At 59.5% G+C, this 23,863-nt stretch carries 22 protein-coding genes; 19 read left to right on the top strand and 3 right to left on the bottom strand.

Features of this window, described 5'->3' with window-relative positions; all coding sequences use genetic code 11:
- Positions 1 to 7 precede the first annotated feature (7 nt).
- Positions 8 to 1,192 (bottom strand): delta-9 fatty acid desaturase DesA, encoded by a 1,185-nt coding sequence (gene desA, locus AC1D2Q_RS25135; protein ID WP_477814919.1) that lies wholly within the window; start codon positions 1,190 to 1,192, stop codon positions 8 to 10.
- Positions 1,193 to 1,340: 148 nt separating this feature from the next.
- Here desA and dibA point away from each other — a divergent pair, with 148 nt between their 5' ends.
- The 6 genes from dibA to AC1D2Q_RS25105 all read left to right on the top strand — a co-directional run bounded on the left by dibA (position 1,341) and on the right by AC1D2Q_RS25105 (position 7,607).
- Positions 1,341 to 3,260, top strand: a complete 1,920-nt coding sequence (gene dibA, locus AC1D2Q_RS25130; protein WP_477814918.1) for a phosphodiesterase DibA — start codon at positions 1,341 to 1,343, stop codon at positions 3,258 to 3,260.
- Positions 3,261 to 3,513: 253 nt separating this feature from the next.
- Positions 3,514 to 3,696, top strand: a complete 183-nt coding sequence (gene oscA / locus AC1D2Q_RS25125; protein ID WP_022643503.1) for a sulfur starvation response protein OscA — start codon at positions 3,514 to 3,516, stop codon at positions 3,694 to 3,696.
- A 131-nt stretch (positions 3,697 to 3,827) separates the two neighbouring features.
- On the top strand, positions 3,828 to 4,841 hold the full coding sequence (locus AC1D2Q_RS25120) for a sulfate ABC transporter substrate-binding protein (protein ID WP_477814917.1): 1,014 nt from the start codon (positions 3,828 to 3,830) through the stop codon (positions 4,839 to 4,841).
- Positions 4,842 to 4,912: 71 nt separating this feature from the next.
- Positions 4,913 to 5,731, top strand: a complete 819-nt coding sequence (gene cysT, locus AC1D2Q_RS25115) for a sulfate ABC transporter permease subunit CysT (protein ID WP_018929362.1) — start codon at positions 4,913 to 4,915, stop codon at positions 5,729 to 5,731.
- Positions 5,732 to 5,744: 13 nt separating this feature from the next.
- Positions 5,745 to 6,614 (top strand): sulfate ABC transporter permease subunit CysW, encoded by an 870-nt coding sequence (gene cysW / locus AC1D2Q_RS25110; RefSeq protein WP_007941037.1) that lies wholly within the window; start codon positions 5,745 to 5,747, stop codon positions 6,612 to 6,614.
- A 3-nt stretch (positions 6,615 to 6,617) separates the two neighbouring features.
- Entirely contained in the window at positions 6,618 to 7,607 is a 990-nt protein-coding gene (locus AC1D2Q_RS25105) for a sulfate/molybdate ABC transporter ATP-binding protein (RefSeq protein WP_028939547.1), read from the top strand.
- 115 nt (positions 7,608 to 7,722) lie between these two features.
- Here AC1D2Q_RS25105 and AC1D2Q_RS25100 read toward each other — a convergent pair whose 3' ends face one another.
- On the bottom strand, positions 7,723 to 8,241 hold the full coding sequence (locus AC1D2Q_RS25100) for an Mpo1 family 2-hydroxy fatty acid dioxygenase (RefSeq protein WP_477814916.1): 519 nt from the start codon (positions 8,239 to 8,241) through the stop codon (positions 7,723 to 7,725).
- 84 nt (positions 8,242 to 8,325) lie between these two features.
- Between AC1D2Q_RS25100 and AC1D2Q_RS25095 the strand changes: the two genes are divergently transcribed.
- Together AC1D2Q_RS25095 and AC1D2Q_RS25090 are read left to right on the top strand one after the other, a co-directional pair.
- Positions 8,326 to 9,012 carry a Crp/Fnr family transcriptional regulator gene (locus AC1D2Q_RS25095; RefSeq protein ID WP_477814915.1) on the top strand — a complete coding sequence of 229 codons (687 nt, stop codon included), beginning with the start codon at positions 8,326 to 8,328 and terminating at the stop codon, positions 9,010 to 9,012.
- A gap of 97 nt (positions 9,013 to 9,109) precedes the next feature.
- Complete coding sequence (locus AC1D2Q_RS25090; protein WP_477814914.1) at positions 9,110 to 9,469, top strand: response regulator; 360 nt, start codon at positions 9,110 to 9,112, stop codon at positions 9,467 to 9,469.
- Between the two features lie 112 nt (positions 9,470 to 9,581).
- Here AC1D2Q_RS25090 and AC1D2Q_RS25085 read toward each other — a convergent pair whose 3' ends face one another.
- On the bottom strand, positions 9,582 to 10,586 hold the full coding sequence (locus AC1D2Q_RS25085; RefSeq protein ID WP_477814913.1) for an AraC family transcriptional regulator: 1,005 nt from the start codon (positions 10,584 to 10,586) through the stop codon (positions 9,582 to 9,584).
- Between the two features lie 100 nt (positions 10,587 to 10,686).
- Here AC1D2Q_RS25085 and AC1D2Q_RS25080 point away from each other — a divergent pair, with 100 nt between their 5' ends.
- The 11 genes from AC1D2Q_RS25080 (at position 10,687) to AC1D2Q_RS25030 (ending at position 23,862) form a co-directional block, all read left to right on the top strand.
- Complete coding sequence (locus AC1D2Q_RS25080) at positions 10,687 to 11,760, top strand: fatty acid desaturase (RefSeq protein ID WP_477814912.1); 1,074 nt, start codon at positions 10,687 to 10,689, stop codon at positions 11,758 to 11,760.
- A 375-nt stretch (positions 11,761 to 12,135) separates the two neighbouring features.
- Positions 12,136 to 12,717 carry an alpha/beta hydrolase gene (locus tag AC1D2Q_RS25075; RefSeq protein WP_477814911.1) on the top strand — a complete coding sequence of 194 codons (582 nt, stop codon included), beginning with the start codon at positions 12,136 to 12,138 and terminating at the stop codon, positions 12,715 to 12,717.
- Positions 12,718 to 12,772: 55 nt separating this feature from the next.
- Positions 12,773 to 13,705 (top strand): sigma 54-interacting transcriptional regulator, encoded by a 933-nt coding sequence (locus AC1D2Q_RS25070; RefSeq protein ID WP_477814910.1) that lies wholly within the window; start codon positions 12,773 to 12,775, stop codon positions 13,703 to 13,705.
- Between the two features lie 262 nt (positions 13,706 to 13,967).
- On the top strand, positions 13,968 to 14,750 hold the full coding sequence (locus AC1D2Q_RS25065) for a MetQ/NlpA family ABC transporter substrate-binding protein (protein ID WP_428635508.1): 783 nt from the start codon (positions 13,968 to 13,970) through the stop codon (positions 14,748 to 14,750).
- Between the two features lie 548 nt (positions 14,751 to 15,298).
- A complete protein-coding gene (locus AC1D2Q_RS25060; protein ID WP_018929351.1) occupies positions 15,299 to 15,964 on the top strand; it encodes an amino acid ABC transporter permease in 666 nt (221 codons plus the stop codon).
- On the top strand, positions 15,945 to 16,604 hold the full coding sequence (locus AC1D2Q_RS25055; RefSeq protein WP_477814909.1) for an amino acid ABC transporter permease: 660 nt from the start codon (positions 15,945 to 15,947) through the stop codon (positions 16,602 to 16,604). Before AC1D2Q_RS25060 ends, AC1D2Q_RS25055 begins: the two co-directional genes overlap by 20 nt.
- Positions 16,601 to 17,383, top strand: coding sequence for an amino acid ABC transporter ATP-binding protein (locus tag AC1D2Q_RS25050; RefSeq protein WP_305410771.1), 783 nt, complete (start codon positions 16,601 to 16,603; stop codon positions 17,381 to 17,383). Before AC1D2Q_RS25055 ends, AC1D2Q_RS25050 begins: the two co-directional genes overlap by 4 nt.
- A complete protein-coding gene (locus AC1D2Q_RS25045; protein ID WP_477814908.1) occupies positions 17,380 to 18,261 on the top strand; it encodes a transporter substrate-binding domain-containing protein in 882 nt (293 codons plus the stop codon). The genes AC1D2Q_RS25050 and AC1D2Q_RS25045 overlap by 4 nt, the downstream gene beginning before the upstream one ends.
- A gap of 383 nt (positions 18,262 to 18,644) precedes the next feature.
- Positions 18,645 to 19,748, top strand: coding sequence for an efflux RND transporter periplasmic adaptor subunit (locus tag AC1D2Q_RS25040; protein ID WP_477814907.1), 1,104 nt, complete (start codon positions 18,645 to 18,647; stop codon positions 19,746 to 19,748).
- Positions 19,745 to 20,812, top strand: a complete 1,068-nt coding sequence (locus AC1D2Q_RS25035) for an efflux RND transporter periplasmic adaptor subunit (RefSeq protein ID WP_477814906.1) — start codon at positions 19,745 to 19,747, stop codon at positions 20,810 to 20,812. Before AC1D2Q_RS25040 ends, AC1D2Q_RS25035 begins: the two co-directional genes overlap by 4 nt.
- Positions 20,809 to 23,862: an efflux RND transporter permease subunit gene (locus tag AC1D2Q_RS25030; protein WP_477814905.1), complete on the top strand. Its 3,054-nt coding sequence runs from the start codon at positions 20,809 to 20,811 to the stop codon at positions 23,860 to 23,862. The genes AC1D2Q_RS25035 and AC1D2Q_RS25030 overlap by 4 nt, the downstream gene beginning before the upstream one ends.
- Position 23,863: the final 1 nt, after the last annotated feature.

Below are 23,863 nucleotides of genomic sequence, written 5' to 3'. Positions count from 1 at the left end.
TTCAGGGTCAGGCAGTGGCGGGGCGCAGGGAGTAGGTTTTCAACTGGTCGGCGAAGTCGCGCAGGGATTGAATCCCGCTGGCCTCGGCCTCGTGTACCCAATCCTTGATGGCGGCCAGCATGTCGTGACCATTTGAGCTGGTCTTGACCCAGATCTGCTGTAAGGCCAGGCGTTTCTCGTAAATTACCTTCAGCGCCTGGCTGTGCTCGAGCATGGTCTGGATGCGCAGGTGGTGCTTGTCGTCCAGCAGGCTGGTTTCCCGCGAGAGCAGGCGTTTGGCCCGGTGGAACTGGTGGCGGACCGAGTGATCGACCTTTTCCAGCTCTTGCTTGACCAGCGGCGCGATCACCAGCTTGCGGTACTGGGCCATGATCTGGAAGCGGTTGTTGAGGATCGCCATAGCGGTGTCCATGTCCAGGTTGCCTTTGCCTTCGACACGATGGGCGATCGGCGCAACCCGCTGGACCTTGGCCAGGCGCAGGAAGCTGAAGACCTGGATCCAGGCCCAGCCGAGGTCGAATTCCCACTTCTTCACCGACAGTTTGGCCGAGTTAGGGTAGGTGTGATGGTTGTTATGCAGTTCTTCGCCGCCGATCAGGATGCCCCAGGGCACCAGATTGGTCGCCGCATCGCGGCATTCGAAGTTGCGGTAGCCGATGGCATGGCCCAGGCCATTGACCACGCCGGCGGCCCAGACCGGGATCCACATCATCTGGATGGCCCAGATGGTGATGCCGATGGTGCCGAACAGCAGCAGGTCGATGACGCCCATGATCGCCACGCCCAGCAGCGGGAAACGGCTGTAGAGGTTGCGTTCGATCCAGTCTTCGGGGCAGTTCTTGCCGTAGATGCGCAGGGTCTCGGGGTTTTCCGCTTCGGTGCGGTACAGCTCGGCACCTTTGCGCAGAACGGTGGACAAGCCCTTGATGACCGGGCTGTGCGGGTCATCGACGGTTTCGCATTTGGCGTGATGCTTGCGGTGGATAGCGGTCCATTCGCGGGTGTTCTGCGCCGTGGTCAACCACAGCCAGAAGCGGAAGAAATGTTTAAGGCCGGCATTGAGCTCAAGCGAGCGATGGGCTGAATAGCGATGCAGATAGACCGTGACGCCGACGATCGTGACGTGGGTCATCAGCAGGGTGACTGCCACCAGTGACCAGGGCGATAAGCCAAGAAAACCTTCGTACCACATAGCCTATAGGACCCTCGATAAAGAAAAAAACAGCCGTTGCATTATCACTTAGCCCACAGATAAAACCAGTCGCCCTTTCAGATAAGAGTGGCCGGATGTTTCTTTAATCTATAATTCCAGCCTTTTTTGTAGGGACATGGACGCTCTAATGTCAGCCACATATCGCGATGCCTTGCGTGCAGCGCTGCTCTATCTGGTGCTTTCTGTAGTCTGGCTGCAGTTCAGTGGTTATTTATTGAACAGTTTCTTCGATAACTCCACCGACCTGCTGCGCTGGCAACTGATCAACGGTTATGCCTGGGTGGCCTTCAGTGCCGGGCTGATTTTCATTGCGCGGGCACGTTTGTTTCGCTGCCTGGGCGTCGGTGCCAGATTGCGTGAGCGCACTGCCGACCGGGAGCGTTTGCGACAGGCGGCCGCGGTATTCGATTGCACTCGCGAAGGGGTGCTGGTCACCAATAGCAAAGGGCTGATCGTCCATGTGAATCGGGCGTTCATGGAAATCACCGGCTACCAGTGTGAGGAAGTGCTGGGTCAGCGACCGAGCATGTTCAAGTCGGGCCATCACCCGCCGGGTTTTTACCAGGCGATGTTCGCGACACTCGACAGCCTCGGCGAGTGGAGCGGGGAAATCTGGAATCGGCGCAAAAGCGGCGAGATCTACCCGCAATGGCAGACGATCCGCCTCGTTCATGACGATCAGGGGCGGCTCAGCCAGTACGTTGCGGTGTTTTCCGACATCAGTGCGATCAAGAACTCCGAGCATGAACTGACGCACCTGGCCCACCACGATCCGCTGACCGATCTGCCCAATCGCCTGCTGTTTACCGACCGTGCCGGGCAGGCCGTGGCCTCGGCGCAGGCCCATAAGCGCGGTTGTGCGTTGCTGATGATCGACCTCGATCACTTCAAATTGATCAACGACAGCCTTGGCCACAGCGTCGGTGACCAACTGCTCAAGGGCGTGGCTGAGCGTCTGAATACCTTGTTCGGCCCGGGCATCACCCTGGCGCGGCTCAGTGGCGACGAATTCGCGGTATTGGCTGAAAATTGCCCGCAACCGGGGCACGCGGCGGCGTTGGCTCAGCAGGTCGTCGATGGGCTCAAGGAGCCGTTCCAGATCGACGGGCATTCGTTGTTCATCAACGCCAGTGTCGGCATCAGCCTGTTCCCCAGTGATGCCTTGAGTGCCGAGCAATTGTTGCGCAACGCCGACTCGGCGCTGTTCAAGGCCAAGAGCGCGGGCCGAGACGGTTATGCCCTCTATACCGAAGAGTTGACCGCACATGCCCAGCAACGCGTGGAGATTGCGTTCGAGTTGCGCCGAGCACTGGAACAGCAGGAGTTGCGGGTTTATTACCAACCTGTGCACGACCTCAAGACCAGCCGTCTGATCGGCGTCGAAGCCCTGGTGCGCTGGGAGCATCCACAGCGCGGGCTGGTGTCACCGGCTGAGTTCATCCCCATTGCCGAACGCACCGGGTTGATTGCCGAGATCGATGCCTGGGTCATGCGCCAGGCCTGTCAGCAAATGTGCCAGTGGCAAGCCGCGGGCGTGGTGTTGTCGTTTGTTGCGGTGAACGTTTCTTCGCGCCTGTTCGCTCGCCGTGAGTTGTACCAGCAGGTGGCTCAGGTGCTGCACGATACCGGGCTGGATCCGGCGTATCTGGAGCTGGAAGTCACCGAAAGTGCGGTGATGGAGGATCCGGAAGTGGCGCTGGAGCAGATGCACCGCTTGCGTGAGTTAGGCGTGCGGCTGGCCATCGATGACTTCGGCACGGGCTATTCGTCGTTGCTGCGACTCAAGCGTTTACCGGTGCAAAAACTCAAGATCGATCAGGGATTCGTCGCAGGCTTGCCGGGTGATGAGGACGACGCCGCGATCGCGCGGGTGATCGTTGCGTTGGCGCAAAGCATGGGAATGCAGGTGCATGCCGAGGGGATCGAGCAGGTCGAGCAGGCGGCTTTCCTGCTCGAGCACGATTGCGATCTGGGGCAGGGGTACTGGTTTGGGCGGCCAGTGCCGACCGCTTCATTGGATTGGACGCGGGCGCCGGTGATTTCCTGAAAAGCGAAAGATCGCAGCCTTCGGCAGCTCCTGCAGGAGATCGGCGTACACCCGTAGGAGCTGCCGAAGGCTGCGATCTTTTGATCTTCAAGTCCCTGACGCTCAGTAACCCCTTGCGTCACCAAATAATTTCTTTTTGTTATATAAACATTCTTAAATAGTATTTTTAAGAATATGCGCGCCTAACTACTATTGCTCCACGCCTTAAGCAGTGCCGCCACTGCCGGGCACATCTCATTAAAGGAGCAGCACCATGAGCGCATCCCTACGCAGTGTTGACGGACAGGACGAAGCCACCATTTTGCGCGAGATCCAGAGCGCCTTGCGCGACCTGCGCTTTGGCGCGGTGGAAATCACCGTGCACAACGCCCAGGTGGTACAGATCGAACGCAAAGAGAAATTTCGTTTGCAGCAGCCGGGCAACAAACCGAGCTGAAGCAAAGATCAAAAGATCGCAGCCTTCGGCGGCTTCTGCGGGAGCGTCGAAGGCTTCGATCCTTGAGTCAGGCAACCCGTTCCAGACCATAAGAAAAAGCCACCACACCAAGAATTCCAGGAGCTTTCACCATGTCGTCGATTCGCCATTTTGCTTTGGCCGCCCTGGCCAGTGCCCTTTTTGCTGGTTCCGCGGTTGCCAAGGATTACGAATTGCTCAACGTGTCGTATGACCCGACCCGTGAGCTGTATCAGGACTACAACGCCGAGTTCATCAACTTCTGGAAGAAAGACCACGCTGGCGACAACGTGAAGATCCAGCAATCCCACGGTGGTTCGGGCAAACAGGCTCGCGCCGTTATCGATGGTCTGCGGGCCGACGTGGTGACCCTGGCCCTGGCCGGTGACATCGACGAAGTCGCCAAGCTCGGCAAGAGCCTGCCGGCTGACTGGCAGAAGCGTCTGCCGGAAGCGAGCACGCCTTACACCTCGACCATCGTGTTCCTGGTGCGCAAGGGCAACCCGAAAGGCATCAAGGACTGGGGCGACCTGACCAAAAACGGCGTGGAAGTCATCACCCCGAACCCGAAAACCTCCGGCGGTGCACGCTGGAACTTCCTCGCGGCCTGGGCCTATGGCCTGAAAGCCAATGGCGGTAACGAAGCCAAGGCCAAAGAGTACGTACAGACCCTGTTCAAACACGTGCCTGTGCTGGACACCGGTGCTCGCGGTTCGACCATCACCTTCGTCAACAACGGTCAGGGCGACGTGTTGCTGGCCTGGGAAAACGAAGCCTTCCTGGCCTTGAAAGAAGACGGCGGCGCCGACAAGTTCGACATCGTCGTGCCTTCGCTGTCGATCCTTGCCGAGCCACCGGTGGCTGTGGTCGACAAGAACGCCGAGAAGAAGGGCAATACCGAAATCGCCGAAGCGTACCTCAAGCACCTGTACAGCCCGGCCGGCCAGGAAATCGCGGCGAAAAACTTCTATCGTCCACGTGACAAGGACGTAGCCGCCAAGTACGCCAAACAGTTCCCGACCCTGGAACTGGTGACCATCGACAAGGACTTCGGCGGCTGGAAAACCGCCCAGCCGAAATTCTTCAATGACGGTGGCGTGTTCGACCAGATTTACCAGGCGCAGTAGCCTGAAATAGATCTGCCAACGGGCCCCGATCTTGCCGTCGGGGCTTAGTGCGTTTTCAACCAAGGACTTTTATGTCGCGTCGTATCTCCCCCGTCATACCCGGCTTCGGGCTGACGCTGGGCTACACCTTGGTGTACCTCAGCCTGATTGTGCTCATTCCACTGGCGGCGATGTTCGTGCATGCCGCTCAACTGACCTGGGACCAGTTCTGGGCAATCATCTCGGCACCTCGGGTGCTGGCCGCGTTGAAGCTGAGCTTCGGCACCGCGTTGTACGCCGCGATCATCAACGGCGTGATCGGCACGCTGCTGGCCTGGGTGCTGGTGCGCTACACCTTCCCCGGGCGCAAAGTCATCGATGCGATGATCGATCTGCCCTTCGCATTGCCCACTGCCGTGGCCGGTATCGCGTTGACCGCGCTGTACACCCCCACCGGCCTGGTGGGTCAGTTCGCGGCGGATCTGGGTTTCAAGATCGCGTATACCCCCCTCGGCATCACCCTGGCGCTGACTTTTGTAACACTTCCATTCGTAGTACGTACGGTACAGCCTGTACTGGCCGATATCCCCCGTGAAGTGGAGGAGGCGGCGGCGTGCCTGGGGGCAAATCCGTTGCAGGTTTTCCGCCATATTCTGATGCCGGCGCTGCTCCCAGCCTGGCTGACCGGTTTCGCTTTGGCCTTTGCCCGTGGGGTCGGCGAGTACGGTTCGGTGATTTTCATCGCTGGCAACATGCCAATGAAAACCGAAATTCTGCCGCTGCTGATCATGGTCAAACTCGACCAGTACGATTACACCGGCGCCACCTCCATTGGTGTACTGATGCTGGTGGTTTCCTTTGTCCTGTTGCTGCTGATCAACTTGTTGCAGCGGCGCATCGAAACCCCATAAGGAGGCGCGAAAAATGTCCCAATCGTCTATTGCAGCAGCCTCCTCGAACGCCGCCCGCCGTGGCAGTGCAGCTTCGCGGCGAATCCTCATTGGCCTCGGCTGGCTGATTTTTGCGCTGTTTCTGTTACTGCCGCTGTTCATCGTGGTGTCCCAAGGCCTGAAGCTGGGCCTGGGGGCGTTCTTCACCGCGATCTTTGAGCCGGACGCGTTGTCGGCCCTGAAACTCACGGTGATTGCGGTGTTGATTTCGGTGCCGCTGAACCTGGTGTTCGGTGTCAGCGCGGCGTGGTGCGTGAGCAAATACTCGTTCCGCGGCAAGAGCATGCTGGTGACCCTGATCGACTTGCCGTTCTCGGTGTCGCCGGTGATCGCAGGTCTGGTCTACGTGCTGATGTTCGGCGCCCAGGGCTTGTTCGGCCCATGGTTGCAGGATCACGACATCCAGATCGTCTTCGCCTTGCCGGGCATTGTGCTGGCGACGATTTTCGTCACCGTGCCGTTCGTGGCCCGTGAGTTGATCCCGCTGATGCAGGAACAAGGTACCCAGGAGGAAGAGGCCGCGCGTTTGCTTGGCGCCAATGGCTGGCAGATGTTCTGGCACGTCACCGTGCCGAATATCAAATGGGGCCTGATCTATGGCGTGGTGCTGTGTACCGCGCGGGCCATGGGTGAGTTCGGTGCGGTGTCGGTGGTGTCCGGGCACATTCGCGGGGTGACCAACACCTTGCCGCTACACGTCGAGATTCTCTACAACGAATACAACCACGTGGCCGCGTTCGCTGTGGCGAGCCTGTTGCTGATCCTGGCGCTCTTCATCCTGCTGCTCAAGCAGTGGAGCGAAAACCGTATTAACCGCCTGCGCGCCAGCGCCGCGGAGGAATAAGTCATGTCGATCGAAGTGCGTAACGTCAGCAAGAACTTTCACGCGTTCAAGGCGCTGGACAACATCAGCCTGGACATTCAAAGCGGCGAGCTGGTGGCGCTGCTGGGGCCGTCCGGCTGCGGCAAGACCACCTTGCTGCGGATCATCGCCGGCCTGGAAACCCCGGATCAGGGCAACATCGTGTTCCACGGCGAAGACGTTTCCGGCCACGACGTGCGTGATCGCAACGTCGGTTTCGTGTTCCAGCACTACGCCTTGTTCCGCCACATGACGGTGTTCGACAACGTTGCGTTCGGCCTGCGTATGAAGCCGAAAAACCAGCGTCCGAACGAAAGCCAGATCGCGGCGAAAGTCCACGAACTGCTGAACATGGTGCAACTGGACTGGTTGGCCGATCGCTACCCGGAACAACTCTCCGGCGGCCAGCGTCAGCGCATCGCGTTGGCCCGCGCCCTGGCGGTGGAGCCGAAAGTGCTGCTGCTCGACGAGCCTTTTGGTGCACTCGATGCCAAGGTCCGTAAAGAACTGCGTCGCTGGCTCGCGCGGCTGCACGAAGACATCAACCTGACTTCGGTATTCGTGACCCACGACCAGGAAGAGGCGATGGAAGTTGCCGACCGGATCGTGGTGATGAACAAGGGGGTGATCGAGCAGATCGGTTCACCGGGCGACGTCTACGAAAATCCGGCCAGCGATTTCGTCTATCACTTCCTCGGCGATTCGAACCGTCTGCATTTGGGCGAAGACCGGCACGTACTGTTCCGTCCACATGAAGTGTCGCTGTCGCGGCATGAACTGGAAGACCACCACGCCGCTGAAGTGCGGGATATTCGTCCGTTGGGCGCCACCACGCGGGTGACGCTGAAGGTCGAAGGCCAGAGCGAGTTGATTGAAGCTGAAGTGGTGAAGGATCACGACAGCCTGGTTGGATTGACGAAGGGTGAGACGTTGTTCTTCAAACCCAAGGTCTGGCAGAAAGTCGCCAACATTTAAGATCAAAAGATCGCAGGCTGCGCCAGCTCCTACAGTGGATTTGGGTTGAACACACATTTGTGGCCAACCCAAAACCCCGTAGGAGCTGCCGCAGGCTGCGATCTTTTAAAGCGGCCTAAGCCGCCGCATTCTTCGGATTGATTCGCACACCACCCACTCGCGCCTCGATCTGCTCTTTGAGCTCATGCCGCATCCCGAGCAAAAACGCCAACTCAGCCACCACAAACAATGGCCCGACAATCAACCCCGTCACATCATCGACAAACGCCGGTTTGCGCCCCTCGTAATGATGACCGACAAACTGTATCGCCCAGCCCACCACAAACATCCCGATGCCGGCGCCAAGCCAGGCAAATGTGCTTTGCTGCGCAAGCACATGCCCCAGCCAGACCGACAGGCCCAGCAATACCGTCATCAGCGCCCCCAGCCGCAGTTCCAGGCGCAGGTAAAACCACGCCGACACCAGTGACACCAGCACTGCCGGTGACAGCCAGCCCCCGGCCCATTGCGGACGCGACAGCAACACCGCGACCGCCACGACGATCAGGGGAATGCCCACGAAATGGCTGGCGATATTGCGCGGATCACGGTGGTAGGCGGCGTATTGACTGAGATGGTCAACGAGGCTTTTCATTGTTATTCCTCCTGTAGGGTGATTGATGATGCCCCGGGTTCAGCTCTCGCTCTGTCAGCCAGGCGACAATCTCCAGGAGTTTTCATGGACATGCAGGTTTGGCGTTCGCGCCTGGATACGGGGCAATGGTTCAGTCATTTACCTGTTTCCTTACAGGATAGTCTGCTGGCAATCGCCCGGGTTCGGCGGCTGTCACCGGGGCAGCGGCTGTTCCAGCGCGCAGATCCGCCGTGCGGGTTGTATGCGGTACTTGAAGGTTCGGTGCGCATTGGCGCGGTGAACGAGCAGGGCAAGGAAGCGCTGCTGAGTCTGGTGGAACCGCCGCACTGGTTCGGCGAAATCTGCCTGTTCGATGGCCAGCCGCGCACCCATGATGCCTACGCCGTGGGCCATTGCATCCTGTTGCACATCCCGCAAACAGTGCTGCTGGCATTGCTCGACGAACACCCGGTGTACTGGCGGCAACTGGCGTTGTTGATGAGCCACAAATTGCGCCTGACCTTCATCAACCTCGAACAGCTGAGCCTGATGCCGGCCCCGGCGCGCCTGGCCCATCGCTTGCTGATGATCGCCGAGGGCTATGGTGAAATCGACCTGCCGCGCCGCGTTCTGCAACTGCCGCAGGAGCAACTGGCGTCGATGCTGTCGTTGTCGCGCCAGACCACCAACCAGATCCTCAAGGACTTGCAGGGGCAGGGAATTCTGAATCTCAGGTATGGCGAGATCGAGATTCTGGATGCGCAGCGGTTGCGGGCGTTGGCGGTGGTTTGACGTGCACCTGTAGGCGCTGTCGAAGGCTGCGATCTTTTATTGATGGGCTTTGTCCACGAACGCGCCTAGCCTGTGAAGACGACAATCGAGGTGTGCCATGCGTGTGCTGTTAGTGGAAGACGAACCCGAGACCGCCAGCGTCCTGGCCAAAGGCCTGAGCGAAGCGAGTTATGCGGTGGATGTAGCGCTCAATGGCATGGACGGCCGACGCTTTATCGAATCTGGCGAATATGAATTGATCATCCTCGACGTGATGCTGCCGGGGCTCAACGGCTGGCAGTTGCTGCAGCAGATCCGCAAGCTCGGCGATACGCCGGTGCTGTTGCTCACCACCACGGACGGCATCGAGGACCGGCTGCGTGGGTTGGAACTGCATGAGGATGACTACCTGCTCAAGCCGTTTACCGTCAGTGAGCTGGTGAGGCGGGTGCGCAAAGTGTTGCGGCGTAAACGTTGATGGCATGCGGTGAATTGATTGACGCCTTCGCGGGCAAGAGTCAATCGTGTGTACGACGCAAATGTGTAGGAGCGAGGCTTACCCGCGACTCTCAACACACCTGGCGAATCTATTACCGCAACCCATCCCGAAACTGCCCCGGCGTCATCCCCGTCCAGCGCTTGAACGCGCGGCTGAAACTGCTGGTGTCGGCGAATCCCAATAGATAACTGACTTCGCTCAACGAGCATTGCGGGTCGCGCAGGTGCAGCAGCGCCAGGTTTTCCCGACTTTCGTTGAGCAGCGTATCGAACCGACAACCTTCGTCCGCCAGGTGCCGTTGCAGGCTGCGCAAGCTCAAGTGCAGTGCCTGGGCGATACGTTCGGCCGACGGTTCACCTTCGGGTAGTTGCTCTTCAATGGCGTCGCGAACCTTGCGCTCCCAGGTCAGGAGTTTGAGTTGCGCCAGGGTGCGATCGAGCACGGTTTCGTTGTGTTCGGCCAGTTCCGGGTTGGCATCGTCCAGGTGACTGTCGAAATCCACCAGGGCGAATTCCAGTCGGTCTTCCTCGGCGGCGAAATACACCGGCGAACGGAACACTTTGTGCCATTGATGCGGGTCGGCAGGTTCCGGACGGCGCAGATAAACCGCCAGCGGCGCGTAGTCACGGCCCAGCCGGTTACGGCAGGTGCGCACGTAAATCGCCGCGAAGGCGTCGATGGCTTCGAAGGCGGGCGCGGGGTTGCCCTGGGGGATTTTCAGGCGGAAGCGGTAGCGATCCTCGTCGCGGATCAGCTCCAGGTCCAGCGCATTACTGACCACCTGGTGATAACGCACGATGCGCTCGAAGACCTCCCGCAGACTGCCGCTGGCTACCAACGCATAACCCAGCGCATGAAAGGTGGTAGGGCTGACGAAACGCGACACCCGCAAGCCAATCGCCGGGTCGCCGCTGACCTGCACCGCGATTTCCCACAGGCGTGTGGTGCCGGACAACGGGTAACGGGCGTTCGGGTCGTCCATCAACTGCGGATCGAGCCCCGCCTGTCGGCACAGGGCAGTGCTGTCGAGGCCCAGCGCATCGAGCTGCTTGCGCAGGGCGCGGGTCCAGCTGGCGAGGGAGGTCGGTTCAGTCATGTCGATTGGCGCGTCCGGTCAACAGGTTGGCGTTCACGGCTACCGTTCAGTTAAGCATCACAGGGCAGGATGCGAGCATCAATAACCAGAGGATGGAAGCATGGACGGTACTTCTGCAAGTCCCCAGCGACTGAATGCAGCACAGCGATCAGCGCATATTCGCCAAGTGGTATTGGCCAAAGGCGTCGAATTGCGTCGGCGCTACCCGATTCTCAATCATCAGGACGCCTTGGGCGCGGGCATCCTGGCCTTCGCCCTGGCCGGGATGATCGGTTCGGCAGTGCTCTATATCAACGGATACATGGCCTGGTGGGCATGCCTGTTGGTCAACGCGTTCTTCGCCTCGTTGACCCATGAACTTGAGCATGACCTGATCCACAGCATGTATTTTCGCAAACAGCGGGTGCCGCATAACCTGATGATGGGCCTGGTGTGGCTGGCGCGGCCGAGCACCATCAATCCGTGGATCCGCCGCCATTTACACCTCAACCACCACAAGGTGTCCGGCACCGAAGCCGACATGGAAGAGCGGGCGATCACCAACGGTGAGCCCTGGGGTTTTGCGCGGCTGTTGATGGTTGGCGACAACGTGATGTCGGCGCTGATCCGCATGCTGCGGGCCAAGACCTGGGCGCACAAGTTCAGCATCCTCAAGCGCTCCCTGAAAGTTTACGCACCGCTGGCGCTGATGCATTGGGGGGCGTGGTATGTGTTCCTCGGTTTTCACGCCGCCAACGGAATCGCGCATCTATCGGGGGCGCCCATCGAATGGTCGGCGACGACATTGGCGGTGATGCAAGTGATCGACATCGCTGTCGTGGTGATCATCGGTCCGAACGTATTGCGCACGTTCTGCCTGCACTTTGTCAGCTCGAACATGCACTACTACGGTGACGTGGAGCCGGGGAATGTGATTCAGCAGACTCAGGTCTTGAACCCTTGGTGGCTGTGGCCGTTGCAGGCGTTCTGCTTCAACTTCGGCAGCAGCCACGGGATCCATCACTTTGTGGTGAAGGAACCGTTTTACATCCGCCAGATGACAGTGCCGGTGGCGCATGAGGTGATGCGAGAGATGGGGGTTCGGTTCAATGATTTCGGGACGTTTGCACGGGCGAACCGATTTGCGCACAAGGCGACCACAGAACCCCGTCAGGTGCGTGCCGCCCAGGTTTGAGCAATGCACCCGGAAACTCAAAGGCGAAAAACGCTCGTCATCAATTTGACCCAAAGGGACGCTACGTTGTGACGCAAGCAGCGAGGGTTCGGCGATTATTGAGAGTTGGCATATGTCTTTTGGGTCTAATAAAGTAATTAAATATTCCTTTATTGGATAACCGATTTCGCCAATCATCGGCTTCAGGATTGTTGATCAGCGCAAACAGATTTTGAGTTTCCGGGGCCGTCTCCTTGGCAGGGTGCGGCCCCTTTTTTATTTCGGGTAAACACATATTCGATATTGGTCTTAATAAATAGCCTCTTATTCCTTAGCGAATATAACTCTCCTCCCTATACTCGATCAGGAACAGACACACAGCAGGAGAGCTCCCCCATGCGCAACGAATCAATTCGCTACCTGATTGTGCCGGGCTGGCAAGGATCGCCAGAAGATCATTGGCAAACCCACTGGCAGAACAGTCTGCCAAACAGTGCGCGGGTGGAGCAGGCCGATTGGCTGACGCCTCGTCGCGAAGACTGGGTCGCGGCGTTGGCCGAGGCGATTGCCGCCGACAGCACGCCTGTGATCCTGATCGCCCATAGCCTGGGTTGCATCACCGTTGCCCATTGGGCAGCCACCGCGCCGGTGCAATTCTTGCGTCAGGTGCGCGGCGCCTTGCTGGTCGCGCCAGCGGACGTCGAGCGCCCGGCCTGCGCGCCGGCCCTGCGCAACTTTGCGCCGATCCCGACCCATTTATTGCCGTTCCCGAGCCAGGTCGTCAGCTCTGACAACGACGCCGCCGTGAGCGCGCCACGTGCGCTTGAACTGGCGCGTCAGTGGGGCGCCGAGGCGGGGATTTTATCGGGGGCCGGGCACATCAACGTGAAGTCCGGTCACCGGCGCTGGGAGCAGGGTTTTGCCTATCTCTATCGCCTGCAAAACCGTATGGAACACCACGCCCTGCGACGTGCGTAACCCTTTTTCTTGTTAAACGCCCCCGCCTCCCGGCGGTTTTGGGCGGGAGTCTGCCATGAGTTTGCATGAAACCTTCGGTCAGCCATTGCTGACCTTTCCCGATGCGGAGAAAAGCCCGCTGAGCATCCGCGCCAAGGCGCTGGTGTTTGTCGATCCGCGTTCCCGGCAATTGCGCCAGGAGCTGGAACAACTGGCGCCACGTTCGATCTCGGTGTTGATTCGCGGTGAAACCGGCAGCGGTAAAGAACTGCTGGCGCGGCACATCCATCGCGCCAGTGATCGTGGCGGGTTGTTCGTGTCCGTCAATTGCGGCGCGATCAGCCCGACTTACGCCGATGCTGAACTGTTCGGCTATGCCGCCGGCAGTTACAGCGGTTCGGCCAGCAGTCGTGCCGGCTGGTTCGGCTCGGCCAACGGCGGCACCTTGTATCTGGACGAGATCGGCGACCTGCCGCTGCCGATCCAGATCAAGTTGCTCGCAGCCCTGGAAAACCACGAAGTCACCCGCGTCGGTGCGCACCAGCCGAGCCCGGTGGACGTGCGTCTGGTGGCGGCCACCAGCATCGATCTGGCCCAGGCAGTGGCTGCCGGAAAATTCCATGAGCGGCTTTATCACTACCTCAGCGAGGGCCAACTAGAACTGCCGGCCTTGCGTGAGCGGGTGGGCGATATTTTGTCGCTGGCCGAATACTTCCTCGGCATCTACAGCCAGCGCCTCGACCTGCCGGTGCCCCTGATCAGCGAAGCCGCGCAGCATTTGCTGGAGCAACACAGTTGGCCGGGCAACACTCGGGAGCTGGAGAACGTCATTCACTTTGCGCTGCTGGTGAGTACTGGCGATGAGATTTTGCCGGAGCATTTGAATCTGCCCGAGGCGCCGGCATCGTTGCTACAGATCGAGCAGCAACTCAAAAAAATCCTCGGCAACGGCTCCACCGCCGAAAAAGAGGCCTTGAAAAAACTGCTCAAAGACGCCGGGCTTTCGTAGGAGCTGGCGCAGCCTGCGATCTTTTGATTTTGGCGATTTCAAAGCCACCGAAGATCAAGATCAAAAGATCGCAGCCTTCGGCAGCTCCTACATCGGGTGCGGCTGTTGTAGGAACAAAATGGAATATGAAAGTGAATAAAAGATATTGTTCGGGAATAAAAAATCCCGGTATTGTCCGCGTCACGCCAGCGATAGCACTTCACTGGCACCTAAACATTTAGCCGTCGTCGATGACGACCGTGATTTTCGATAAGGACACTGCATGAAAAAGGTTCTGTTGTTCACCGCATTGGCGGCTGCCCTGACCGCGGGCCTGGCCCAGGCCGGCGAGAAACTGGTGGTTGCGGCGACGCCGATTCCACATGCCGAGATTCTTGAACTGATCAAGCCAACCCTCGCCAAAGAAGGCGTGGACCTGGAGATCAAAGTCTTCACCGACTACGTTCAGCCGAACGTGCAGGTCGACCAGAAGCGTCTGGACGCCAACTACTTCCAGACCCTGCCGTACCTGAAAAACTTCAATGAAGGCAAAGGCACGAACCTGGTGACCGTAATCGGTGTACACGTCGAACCATTCGGCGGCTACTCGAAGAAAGTCAAAAGCCTGGCTGAGCTGAAGGACGGCGCAACCATCGCCATCCCGAACGAAGGCAGCAACAGCGGCCGTGCCCTGATCCTGCTGCAGAAGGCTGGTCTGATCGAGTTGAAAGACCCGAAAAACGCCGTGGCCACGCCGAAAGACATCGCCAAGAACCCGCACAATTTCAAATTCAAGGAACTGGAATCGGCCATGCTGCCGCGTGTTCTGGACCAGGTCGATCTGGACATGATCAACACCAACTATGCGCTGGACGCGGGCCTGAACCCGGCTAAAGATGCGCTGGTGATCGAAGGTGCCGACTCGCCTTACGTGAACTTCCTGGTGGCTCGTCCAGACAACAAGGACAGCGTTGCCATCCAGAAGCTGGCCAAGGCTCTGACCAGTCCTGAAGTGAAGGCGTTCATCGACAAGAAATACAGCGGCGCGGTACTGCCGGCGTTCTGATTGATCGCAGTCTCGAACCCCTTCAAGGTTTCAAACGCCGACGGCTTTCGATAGCGTCGGCGTTTTTTATGGCGCTTGAAAATCAAAAGATCGCAGCCTTCGGCAGCTCCTACAGGTGTTCACATAACCCCGTAGGAGCTGCCGAAGGCTGCGATCTTTTTGTTTTTACGGTCTAGCCACCCTGGTCTTCAACGCCTTGCGCAGCGCCACCAGCAATTTCACGATGTCCTGCGGATCCAGCCGCGGCGGCACTTTTAGGTCAGCCATGTTCTCTTCCTTGTGATGGTTCGGCCGGGGGAGTCTGGCCAAAAGCTGCACGTCCTTGGAGGGGCATTTTGAAAAAAAGATCCCTCCTACAGCGCAAAGGAAAATAGCCGTCCCCCGCTGCCGTCGCAAATCCGCAGAATAGTTTTTTGCGTGATATCAATATGCTTTAACGGTATTTAAATTCCTCTTTTTATACCTTTAAAGTTGGCGCCTGCCGGGTGGTTATCCACTGCCCATGGACTGCGCCATCGTCGCTTACCGAGCGGCGTACAGGATGTTCAATGACCTTCGATTACGCATTTATCCTCAGCACCCTGCCGGCGTTTCTCAAAGCCGTTGGTGTGACGCTGCAGGTCGGCTTCATCGCCATCGGCACTTCATTGCTGGTGGCGCTGGTCAACGCGACGATTCTGGTGTTTCGCACGCCTTACCTGCAGCGGCTGGTCGGGCTGTATGTGGAGTTGGCGCGTAACACGCCATTGCTGATCCAGTTGTTCTTCGTCTACTTCGCCTTGCCGGCCCTGGGCATCAAAGTCTCGGGCTTCGCCGCAGCGATCATCACCATGACCTTTCTCGGCGGAGCCTACCTCACCGAAGTCCTGCGCGCCGGCGTGGATGCCGTGCCCCAGGCGCAACTTGAGTCCGGTCGTTCAATAGGCTTGTCCCACGGGCAATTGCTGCGCTACGTGATCCTGCCGCAAGCCGGCATTCTCAGCCTGCCGTCGCTGTTCGCCAATTTCATATTCCTGCTCAAGGAAACCACAGTGGTCTCGGCGGTGGCGGTGCCGGAGATTCTCTACACCACCAAGAGCTACATCGCGCTCTATTACAAAACCTACGAAATGCTCGCCGTGCTGACGTTGATCTGCGTGCTGTTGTTTTTGCCGTTGTCGCTGCTGCTCAGCCGTCTGGAAAGGAGGCTCCAGCATGGCCAGTTCGGGTCTTGAGTTGCTCATGGTGTCGTTGCCGCAACTGGGCAAGGGGGCTGCGCAAACCTTGTCGATTTCTTTCCTGAGCATCGCCTTCAGCACCGTCGGCGGGGTGCTCTACGGCGTGTTGCGCACGCTGAATTCGACATGGCTCAACGCAATTCTGCGGGTTTATCTGGAACTGTTCCGGGCGATCCCGGTGCTGGTCTGGTTGTATTTGCTGTTCTTCGGCCTGCCGATTTTTTTCGGCCTGAGCATTCCGAGCTTCTGGTGCGCGGTGCTGGTGCTGTCGCTGTGGGGCGCCAGCGAAGTCGGGGAAGTGGTGCGCGGCGCCTTGCATTCGTTACCGCGCGGCCAGCGAGAAGCGGGATTGTCGATTGGCTTGAACGGCCCGCAACTCTACGGCTACGTACTGCTGCCCCAGGCGCTGAAACGCATGACGCCGCCGACCATCAACGTCTACACGCGGATCATCAAGACCAGCTCCCTGGCGGTGCTGATCGGCGTGGTGGACGTGATCAAGGTCGGCCAGCAGATCATCGAGCGCACCTACGAATCGGTACTGATCTACGGCGCGCTGTTTCTGTTTTTCTTTTTCATCTGCTACCCGCTGTCAGCCGCTTCCCGCGTGCTGGAGCGGCGCTGGACGCAAGCATGAGCGCATTGATCGAGTTCAAGGGTTTTAACAAGTTTTTCGGCGAGCAGCAGGTGCTCAACGGCATCGACCTGAAGGTGAAACCGGGCGAAGTGATCGTCATCCTCGGCCCCAGCGGATGTGGCAAAAGCACCTTGCTGCGCTGCCTTAACGGCCTGGAAGTCGCTCACAGCGGCAGCTTGAATTTTGCCGGGCGTGAGTTGCTGGACAAGGGCACCGACTGGCGCGAAGTGCGTCAGCAGATCGGCATGGTATTCCAGAGTTATCACCTGTTCCCGCACATGAGCGTGCTCGATAACGTGCTGCTTGGCCCGGTGAAAGTGCAGAAGCGCGACCGCCGCGAAGCCCGTGCACAGGCCGAAGCCTTGCTGGAGCGCGTAGGCCTGTTGGACAAGCGCGACGCGTTCCCGCGTCAGCTCTCCGGTGGTCAGCAGCAACGCATCGCCATCGTCCGTTCGCTGTGCATGAATCCCCAGGTCATGCTCTTTGACGAAGTCACCGCCGCCCTCGACCCGGAGATGGTCAAGGAGGTGCTCGAAGTGATTCAGGGCCTGGCCCGCGAGGGCATGACCCTGCTGATTGTCACCCACGAAATGGCCTTCGCCCGCGCCGTGGCCGACCGCATCGTGTTCATGGACGCCGGGCGCATCCTTGAGCAACACCCCCCCGAGATTTTCTTTACGAACCCGCAAACCGCACGAGCGCAGCAGTTCCTGGAGAAGTTCTCCTTCGTCGCCGCACTACCTAAAACGACTCAAACAAAGGAACTGGAACTGCCATGAAAACTGCCAAGTCTTCTCTGCTGCTACTCCCGCTGTTCGGCCTGGCGCTGCTGGCCGGTTGCAACAAAACCGAAGAACCGGCCAAGCCCAAAGTCGCCAGCGTCAGCAGCGCACCGGCCGGTTACCTGGAAAAGATCAAAGCCCGGGACAAGCTGATTGTCGGCGTGTTCACCGACAAACCGCCGTTCGGTTTTGTCGATGAAGCCGGGCGCTATGTGGGGTTCGATACCGACATTGGCCGCCAATTCGCCAAGGATCTATTGGGCGATGAAAACAAAGTCGAGTTCGTGGCGGTGGAGCCGGCGAGCCGGATTCCATTCCTGCAAAGCGACAAGGTTGACCTGATCCTGGCCAACATGACCGTCACCCCGGAGCGCAAGGAAGCGGTGGACTTCACCAACCCGAATCTCAAGGTGGCGGTGCAGGCGCTGGTGCCGCAGGCCAGTTCGGTGAAGAACCTTGATGACTTGGCGACCCGCACGACTATCGTGACCACGGGCACCACAGCCGATGTCTGGCTGACCAAAAATCACCCGGACTGGAAACTGCTGAAGTTTGAGAAAAACTCCGAGTCCCTGCAAGCCCTGGCCAATGGTCGCGGCGACGCTTATGCGCAGGACAATCTGGTGTTGTTCAGTTGGGCCAAACAAAACCCGGGCTACCGTGTACTGGAACAGAAATTGGGTGCCGAAGCACCGATCGCCCCGGCGGTGAAGAAGGGCAACATCGAACTGCGCGATTGGGTGAATACGGAGTTGGCGAAGCTGGGTGAGGATAAGTTTTTGCTCAAGCTGTACGACCAGTATGTGCGCAAAGAGCTGAGCGACGACACCAGGCCTGAAAGCGTGATTGTCGAGGGTGGGAAGTGGCAGGGGTGATTCACTCGGCCTTGTTGTGACCCTGCCACCGTCTTCGCGAGCAAGCCCGCTTAATCCGGCCAATACCACGCCGGCTCATCCAGCATCCGTTGCCCGACCACCCCGGTCTGCCGAGATGCTTCTCCAGCACAATTGCGGCTGCCCGTGCCGGGGCATCGGCATCGCTGCGAAAGTGATCGTTGACGCGAATTTACGTTGTAGGAGCTGCCGAAGGCTGCGATCTTTTGATCTTCCGGCGAGAGCACTACCGCTAAAGTCAAAAGATCGCAGCCTTCGGCTGCTCCTACAGGGATATGGTTATCTGCGTGGGCTAAGGTGGAACCCTGTTCTAAGCTCACAGTCGTATCGACACTGGCACGCCCGTACAACGCAAAGGAGTCTGCATGGTTGGTCCCGGATTGAAAATAGTGCTTGGCTTGTGCCTCGTTGCCTTGCTGACCGCCTGCGGTGAAAAAGCACAGGTCGAAAAGGACCGTCCGCGAGTCTTCGTGCAAGAGGTCAAGCCAACCGATTACGCCGCCGCGGTGACACTCACCGGCGATGTCCAGGCCCGAGTCCAGACCGAGTTGTCGTTCCGCGTGGGCGGCAAGATCATCCAGCGCATGGTCGATGTCGGTGACCGGGTGTCGGCCAAACAAGTGCTGGCCAGGCTTGACCCCAAAGACCTGCAAACCAATGTCGATTCGGCCCAGGCCCAGGTGGTTGCCGAGCAGGCGCGGGTCAAACAGACTGCCGCCGCCTTCGTTCGCCAGCAAAAACTCCTGCCCAAGGGCTACACCAGCCAGAGCGAATACGACTCCGCCCAAGCGGCCTTGCGCAGCAGCCAGAGCGCATTGAGCGCGGCTCAAGCGCAATTGGCCAACGCCCGCGATCAACTGAGCTACACCGCGTTGATTGCCGATGCGCCAGGCGTGATTACCGCGCGCCAGGCCGAAGTCGGCCAGGTGGTGCAGGCCACGGTGCCGATTTTCAGCCTGGCCCGGGATGGCGAGCGTGACGCGGTGTTCAATGTTTACGAATCGCTACTGACCGAACCGCCGTCAGACCGATCGATTGTGGTCAGCCTGCTCGACAATCCGAAAATCAAGACCACGGGCACTGTTCGCGAAGTCACCCCGGCGGTATCCGCGCAGACCGGCACGGTGCAAGTCAAAGTCAGCCTCGACAGTCTCCCTGAGGGCATGCAACTCGGGTCGGTGGTGAGCGCCACGGCCAAGCCAGTGGGTAAAACCGCAGTGGAACTGCCCTGGGCGGCCCTGACCAAAAATCTCAGCGACCCGGCCGTGTGGCTGGTGGACGCCGAGGGCAAGGCGCAGCTGCACACGGTCACTGTTGGCCGTTACCTGACCGGCAAAGTCATTGTCAGCGCCGGCCTCACCAGTGGCGAAAAAGTCGTCACTGCGGGCGGCCAGTTGCTGCACCCGGGCGTACGGGTGGAGGTCGTCGAAAATACCTACGAGACACCAACGACAGGAGCCCAACCATGAAGCACCTGTTGCTGTTGTCCGCCGCCGTACTGCTGGGCGCCTGTTCCAAGGAAGAAGCGCCGCCAGAACCGGTGCGGCCGGTGTTGTCTGTGGAAGTGAAAGCGCTCCATCAAGAGGATCTCGGCCGGTTCGCCGGCAGCATTCAGGCCCGTTACGAAAGCAACATCGGGTTCCGGGTGCCGGGGCGTATCGCCAGCCGTAACGTCGATGTCGGCGCTGAAGTACAGAAGGGCGCCTTGCTCGCCACCCTCGACCCCACCGATCAGCAGAACCAGTTGCGCTCGGCCCAGGGTGATCTGGCGCGTGTCCAGGCGCAGCTCATCAACGCCCAGGCCAACGCCCGGCGTCAGCAGGAACTGTTCAATCGCGGGGTCGGCGCTCAGGCGCAACTGGACATCGCCCAGACCGAACTGAAAACCACCCAGGCGTCCCTCGATCAAGCCAGGGCCGCAGTCAACCAGGCGAAGGACCAACTCAACTACGTCGAGCTGCGCACCGATCACAAAGCCATTGTCACCGCGTGGAATGCCGAAGCCGGGCAAGTGGTGACCGCCGGCCAGCAAGTGGTGACCCTGGCGCAGCCGGACATCAAGGAAGCGGTGATCGACTTGCCTGACACCCTGGTCGATGATTTGCCGGCCGACGTGGTGTTCCAGGTCGCCTCACAGCTGGACCCGAGCATCACCAGCACCGCCATCGTGCGTGAAATCGAACCCCAGGCCCAAAGCGCGACCCGTACCCGTCGCGCCCGCCTGAGCCTGACCGATACGCCGCCGGGTTTTCACCTCGGCACGGCGATCAGCGTGACCCTCAGCTCCGAAATCAAACCACGCCTCGAACTGCCGGCGAGCGCATTGCAGGAGGTCGATGGGAAAACACGGATCTGGATCGTCGATCCACAGACGCAAACCGTTGCCCCACGGGAGGTCAGCCTGATCAGCCGGACCGACGACACGGTAGTCGTGGCCAACGGCGTGAAGTCCGGCGAGCGGGTGGTCAGTGCCGGTGTGAACAGCCTCAAACCGGGGCAGAAAGTGAAAATCGACGAGGGCAGCCCGCAATGAAAGGGAGTTTCAACTTATCCGAGTGGGCCCTCAAGCATCAGTCGTTTGTCTGGTATTTGATGTTCGTCGCGCTGTTGATGGGCGTGTTCTCCTACCTGAACCTGGGCCGCGAAGAAGACCCGTCGTTCACCATCAAAACCATGGTGATCCAGACCCGTTGGCCCGGCGCGACCCAGGAAGAAACCCTCAAGCAGGTCACTGACCGGATCGAGAAAAAACTCGAAGAACTCGACTCGCTCGATTACGTGAAAAGCTACACCCGCCCCGGCGAATCAACGGTCTTCGTTAACCTGCTCGACACCACCAGCGCCAAGGACATTCCGCAAATCTGGTACCAGGTGCGCAAGAAGATCAACGACATCCGCGGCGACTTCCCGCAAGGCCTGCAAGGGCCGGGCTTCAACGATGAGTTCGGTGACGTGTTCGGTTCGGTGTATGCCTTTACCTCTGACGGCCTGTCGATGCGCCAGCTACGCGATTACGTGGAACAGGTGCGTGCCGAAATCCGTGAAGTGCCAGGGTTGGGCAAGGTCGAAATGATCGGCGAGCAGGATGAAGTGCTGTACCTGAACTTCTCCACCCGCAAACTCGCCGCCCTCGGCATCGATCAGCGCCAGGTGGTGCAGAGCCTGCAATCACAGAATGCCGTGACCCCGGCGGGAGTGATCGAGGCCGGCCCGGAGCGGATTTCGGTGCGGACCTCGGGGCAGTTTGCCTCTGAGAAAGACCTGGCCAACGTCAATCTGAAGCTCAACGACCGCTTCTACCGCCTGGCCGACATCGCCGACATCAGCCGTGGCTATGTCGATCCTGCCACCCCGGAGTTTCGTTTCAACGGCCAGCCGGCCATCGGCCTGGCAATCGCCATGAAGAAGGGCGGCAACATCCAGGCATTTGGCAAGGCGCTGCATCTGCGTATGAACGAGCTGACCGCCGACCTGCCGGTGGGCGTCGGTGTGCACAACGTTTCCGACCAGGCCGAAGTGGTGGAAGAAGCCGTCGGCGGTTTCACCAGTGCGTTGTTCGAGGCCGTGGTGATCGTGCTGATCGTCAGCTTCGTCAGCCTTGGTGTGCGCGCCGGGCTGGTGGTGGCATGTTCGATTCCGTTGGTGCTGGCGATGGTCTTCCTCTTCATGGAATACAGTGGCATCACCATGCAGCGGATTTCCCTCGGTGCGCTGATCATCGCGCTCGGGCTGCTGGTGGACGACGCGATGATCACGGTGGAGATGATGGTCACGCGCCTGGAAATGGGCGAAACCAAAGAACAGGCGGCGACCTTCGCCTACACCTCGACGGCGTTCCCGATGCTCACCGGCACGCTGGTCACCGTCGCCGGTTTCGTGCCGATCGGTTTGAACGCGAGCTCCGCCGGTGAATACACCTTCACGCTGTTCGCGGTGATCGCGGTGGCCATGTTGGTGTCATGGATCGTCGCCGTGCTGTTCGCCCCGGTACTCGGTGTGCATATTCTAAGCAGCAATGTGAAACCTCACGACGCAGAGCCAGGGCGCATCGGTCGGGCGTTCAATGGTGGCCTACTGTGGGCCATGCGCAATCGCTGGTGGGCTATCGGCATTACCGTGGCGCTGTTCGTGCTCTCGGTGTTTTCCATGCAGTTCGTGCAGAACCAGTTCTTCCCGTCCTCGGACCGTCCGGAAATTCTTGTCGACCTGAACTTGCCGCAAAATGCCTCGATTGCCGAAACCCGCAAAGCTGTGGACAGGCTCGAAGCGACGCTCAAGGGCGACCCGGACATCGTGCGCTGGAGCACCTACATCGGCGAGGGCGCGATCCGTTTCTACCTGCCCCTCGACCAGCAGTTGCAGAACCCGTACTACGCGCAACTGGTGATCGTCAGCAAAGGCCTGGAGTCACGCACGGCGCTGACTGCTCGTTTGCAAAAGCGCTTGCGTGAAGAGTTCGTCGGCATCGGCAGTTACGTCCAGGCCCTGGAAATGGGCCCGCCGGTGGGGCGGCCGATTCAGTACCGGGTCAGTGGCAAGGACATCGATCAGGTGCGCAAACACGCGATCGCCCTGGCCACTGAGCTGGATAAAAATCCGCACATTGGCGAGATCATTTATGACTGGAACGAGCCGGGCAAAGTGCTGCGCATCGACATCGCGCAAGACAAGGCGCGGCAACTGGGGCTGTCGTCGGAAGACGTGGCGAACCTGATGAACAGCATCGTCGTCGGCTCACCGGTGACGCAGGTCGATGACGATATTTACCTGATCAACGTGGTCGGCCGCGCTGAAGATGCCGAGCGCGGTAGCCCGGAAACCTTGCAGAACTTGCAGATCGTCACCCCCGGCGGCACTTCGATACCGCTGCTGGCGTTTGCCACGGTGCGCTACGAACTGGAGCAACCGCTGGTATGGCGTCGTGATCGCAAACCGACCATCACCATCAAGGCAGCGGTGCGCGACGAGATTCAGCCGACCGACCTGGTGAAGCAGTTGCAACCGGACATCGACAAGTTCGCCGCCGGTTTGCCGGTGGGCTACAAAGTCGCCACTGGCGGCACGGTGGAGGAAAGCGGCAAGGCCCAGGGACCGATTGCCAAGGTCGTGCCGTTGATGCTGTTTTTGATGGCGACCTTCCTGATGATCCAGTTGCACAGCGTGCAGAAGCTGTTCCTGGTGGCCAGCGTCGCGCCGCTCGGCTTGATCGGCGTGGTGCTGGCGCTGATCCCGACGGGCACGCCCATGGGCTTCGTGGCGATCCTCGGGATTCTGGCGCTGATCGGCATCATCATCCGCAACTCGGTGATTCTGGTGACCCAAATCGATTCTTTCGAGAAGAGCGGTCATACGCCGTGGGACGCGGTGGTGCAGGCCACGGAACATCGGCGCCGCCCGATTTTGTTGACGGCTGCGGCAGCGAGCATGGGGATGATCCCGATTGCCCGGGAAGTGTTCTGGGGGCCGATGGCCTACGCGATGATTGGCGGGATCATCATCGCGACGTTGCTGACGCTGCTGTTTTTGCCGGCGCTGTATGTGGCCTGGTACAAGGTACGCGAGCCGAAGAAACAAGCGCCGTAAC

This window comes from Pseudomonas sp. P1_A1 (assembly GCF_056406935.1).
The sequence above is the reverse complement of the archived record's forward strand: the minus strand, read 5'-3'. Positions and strand labels throughout refer to the sequence as shown.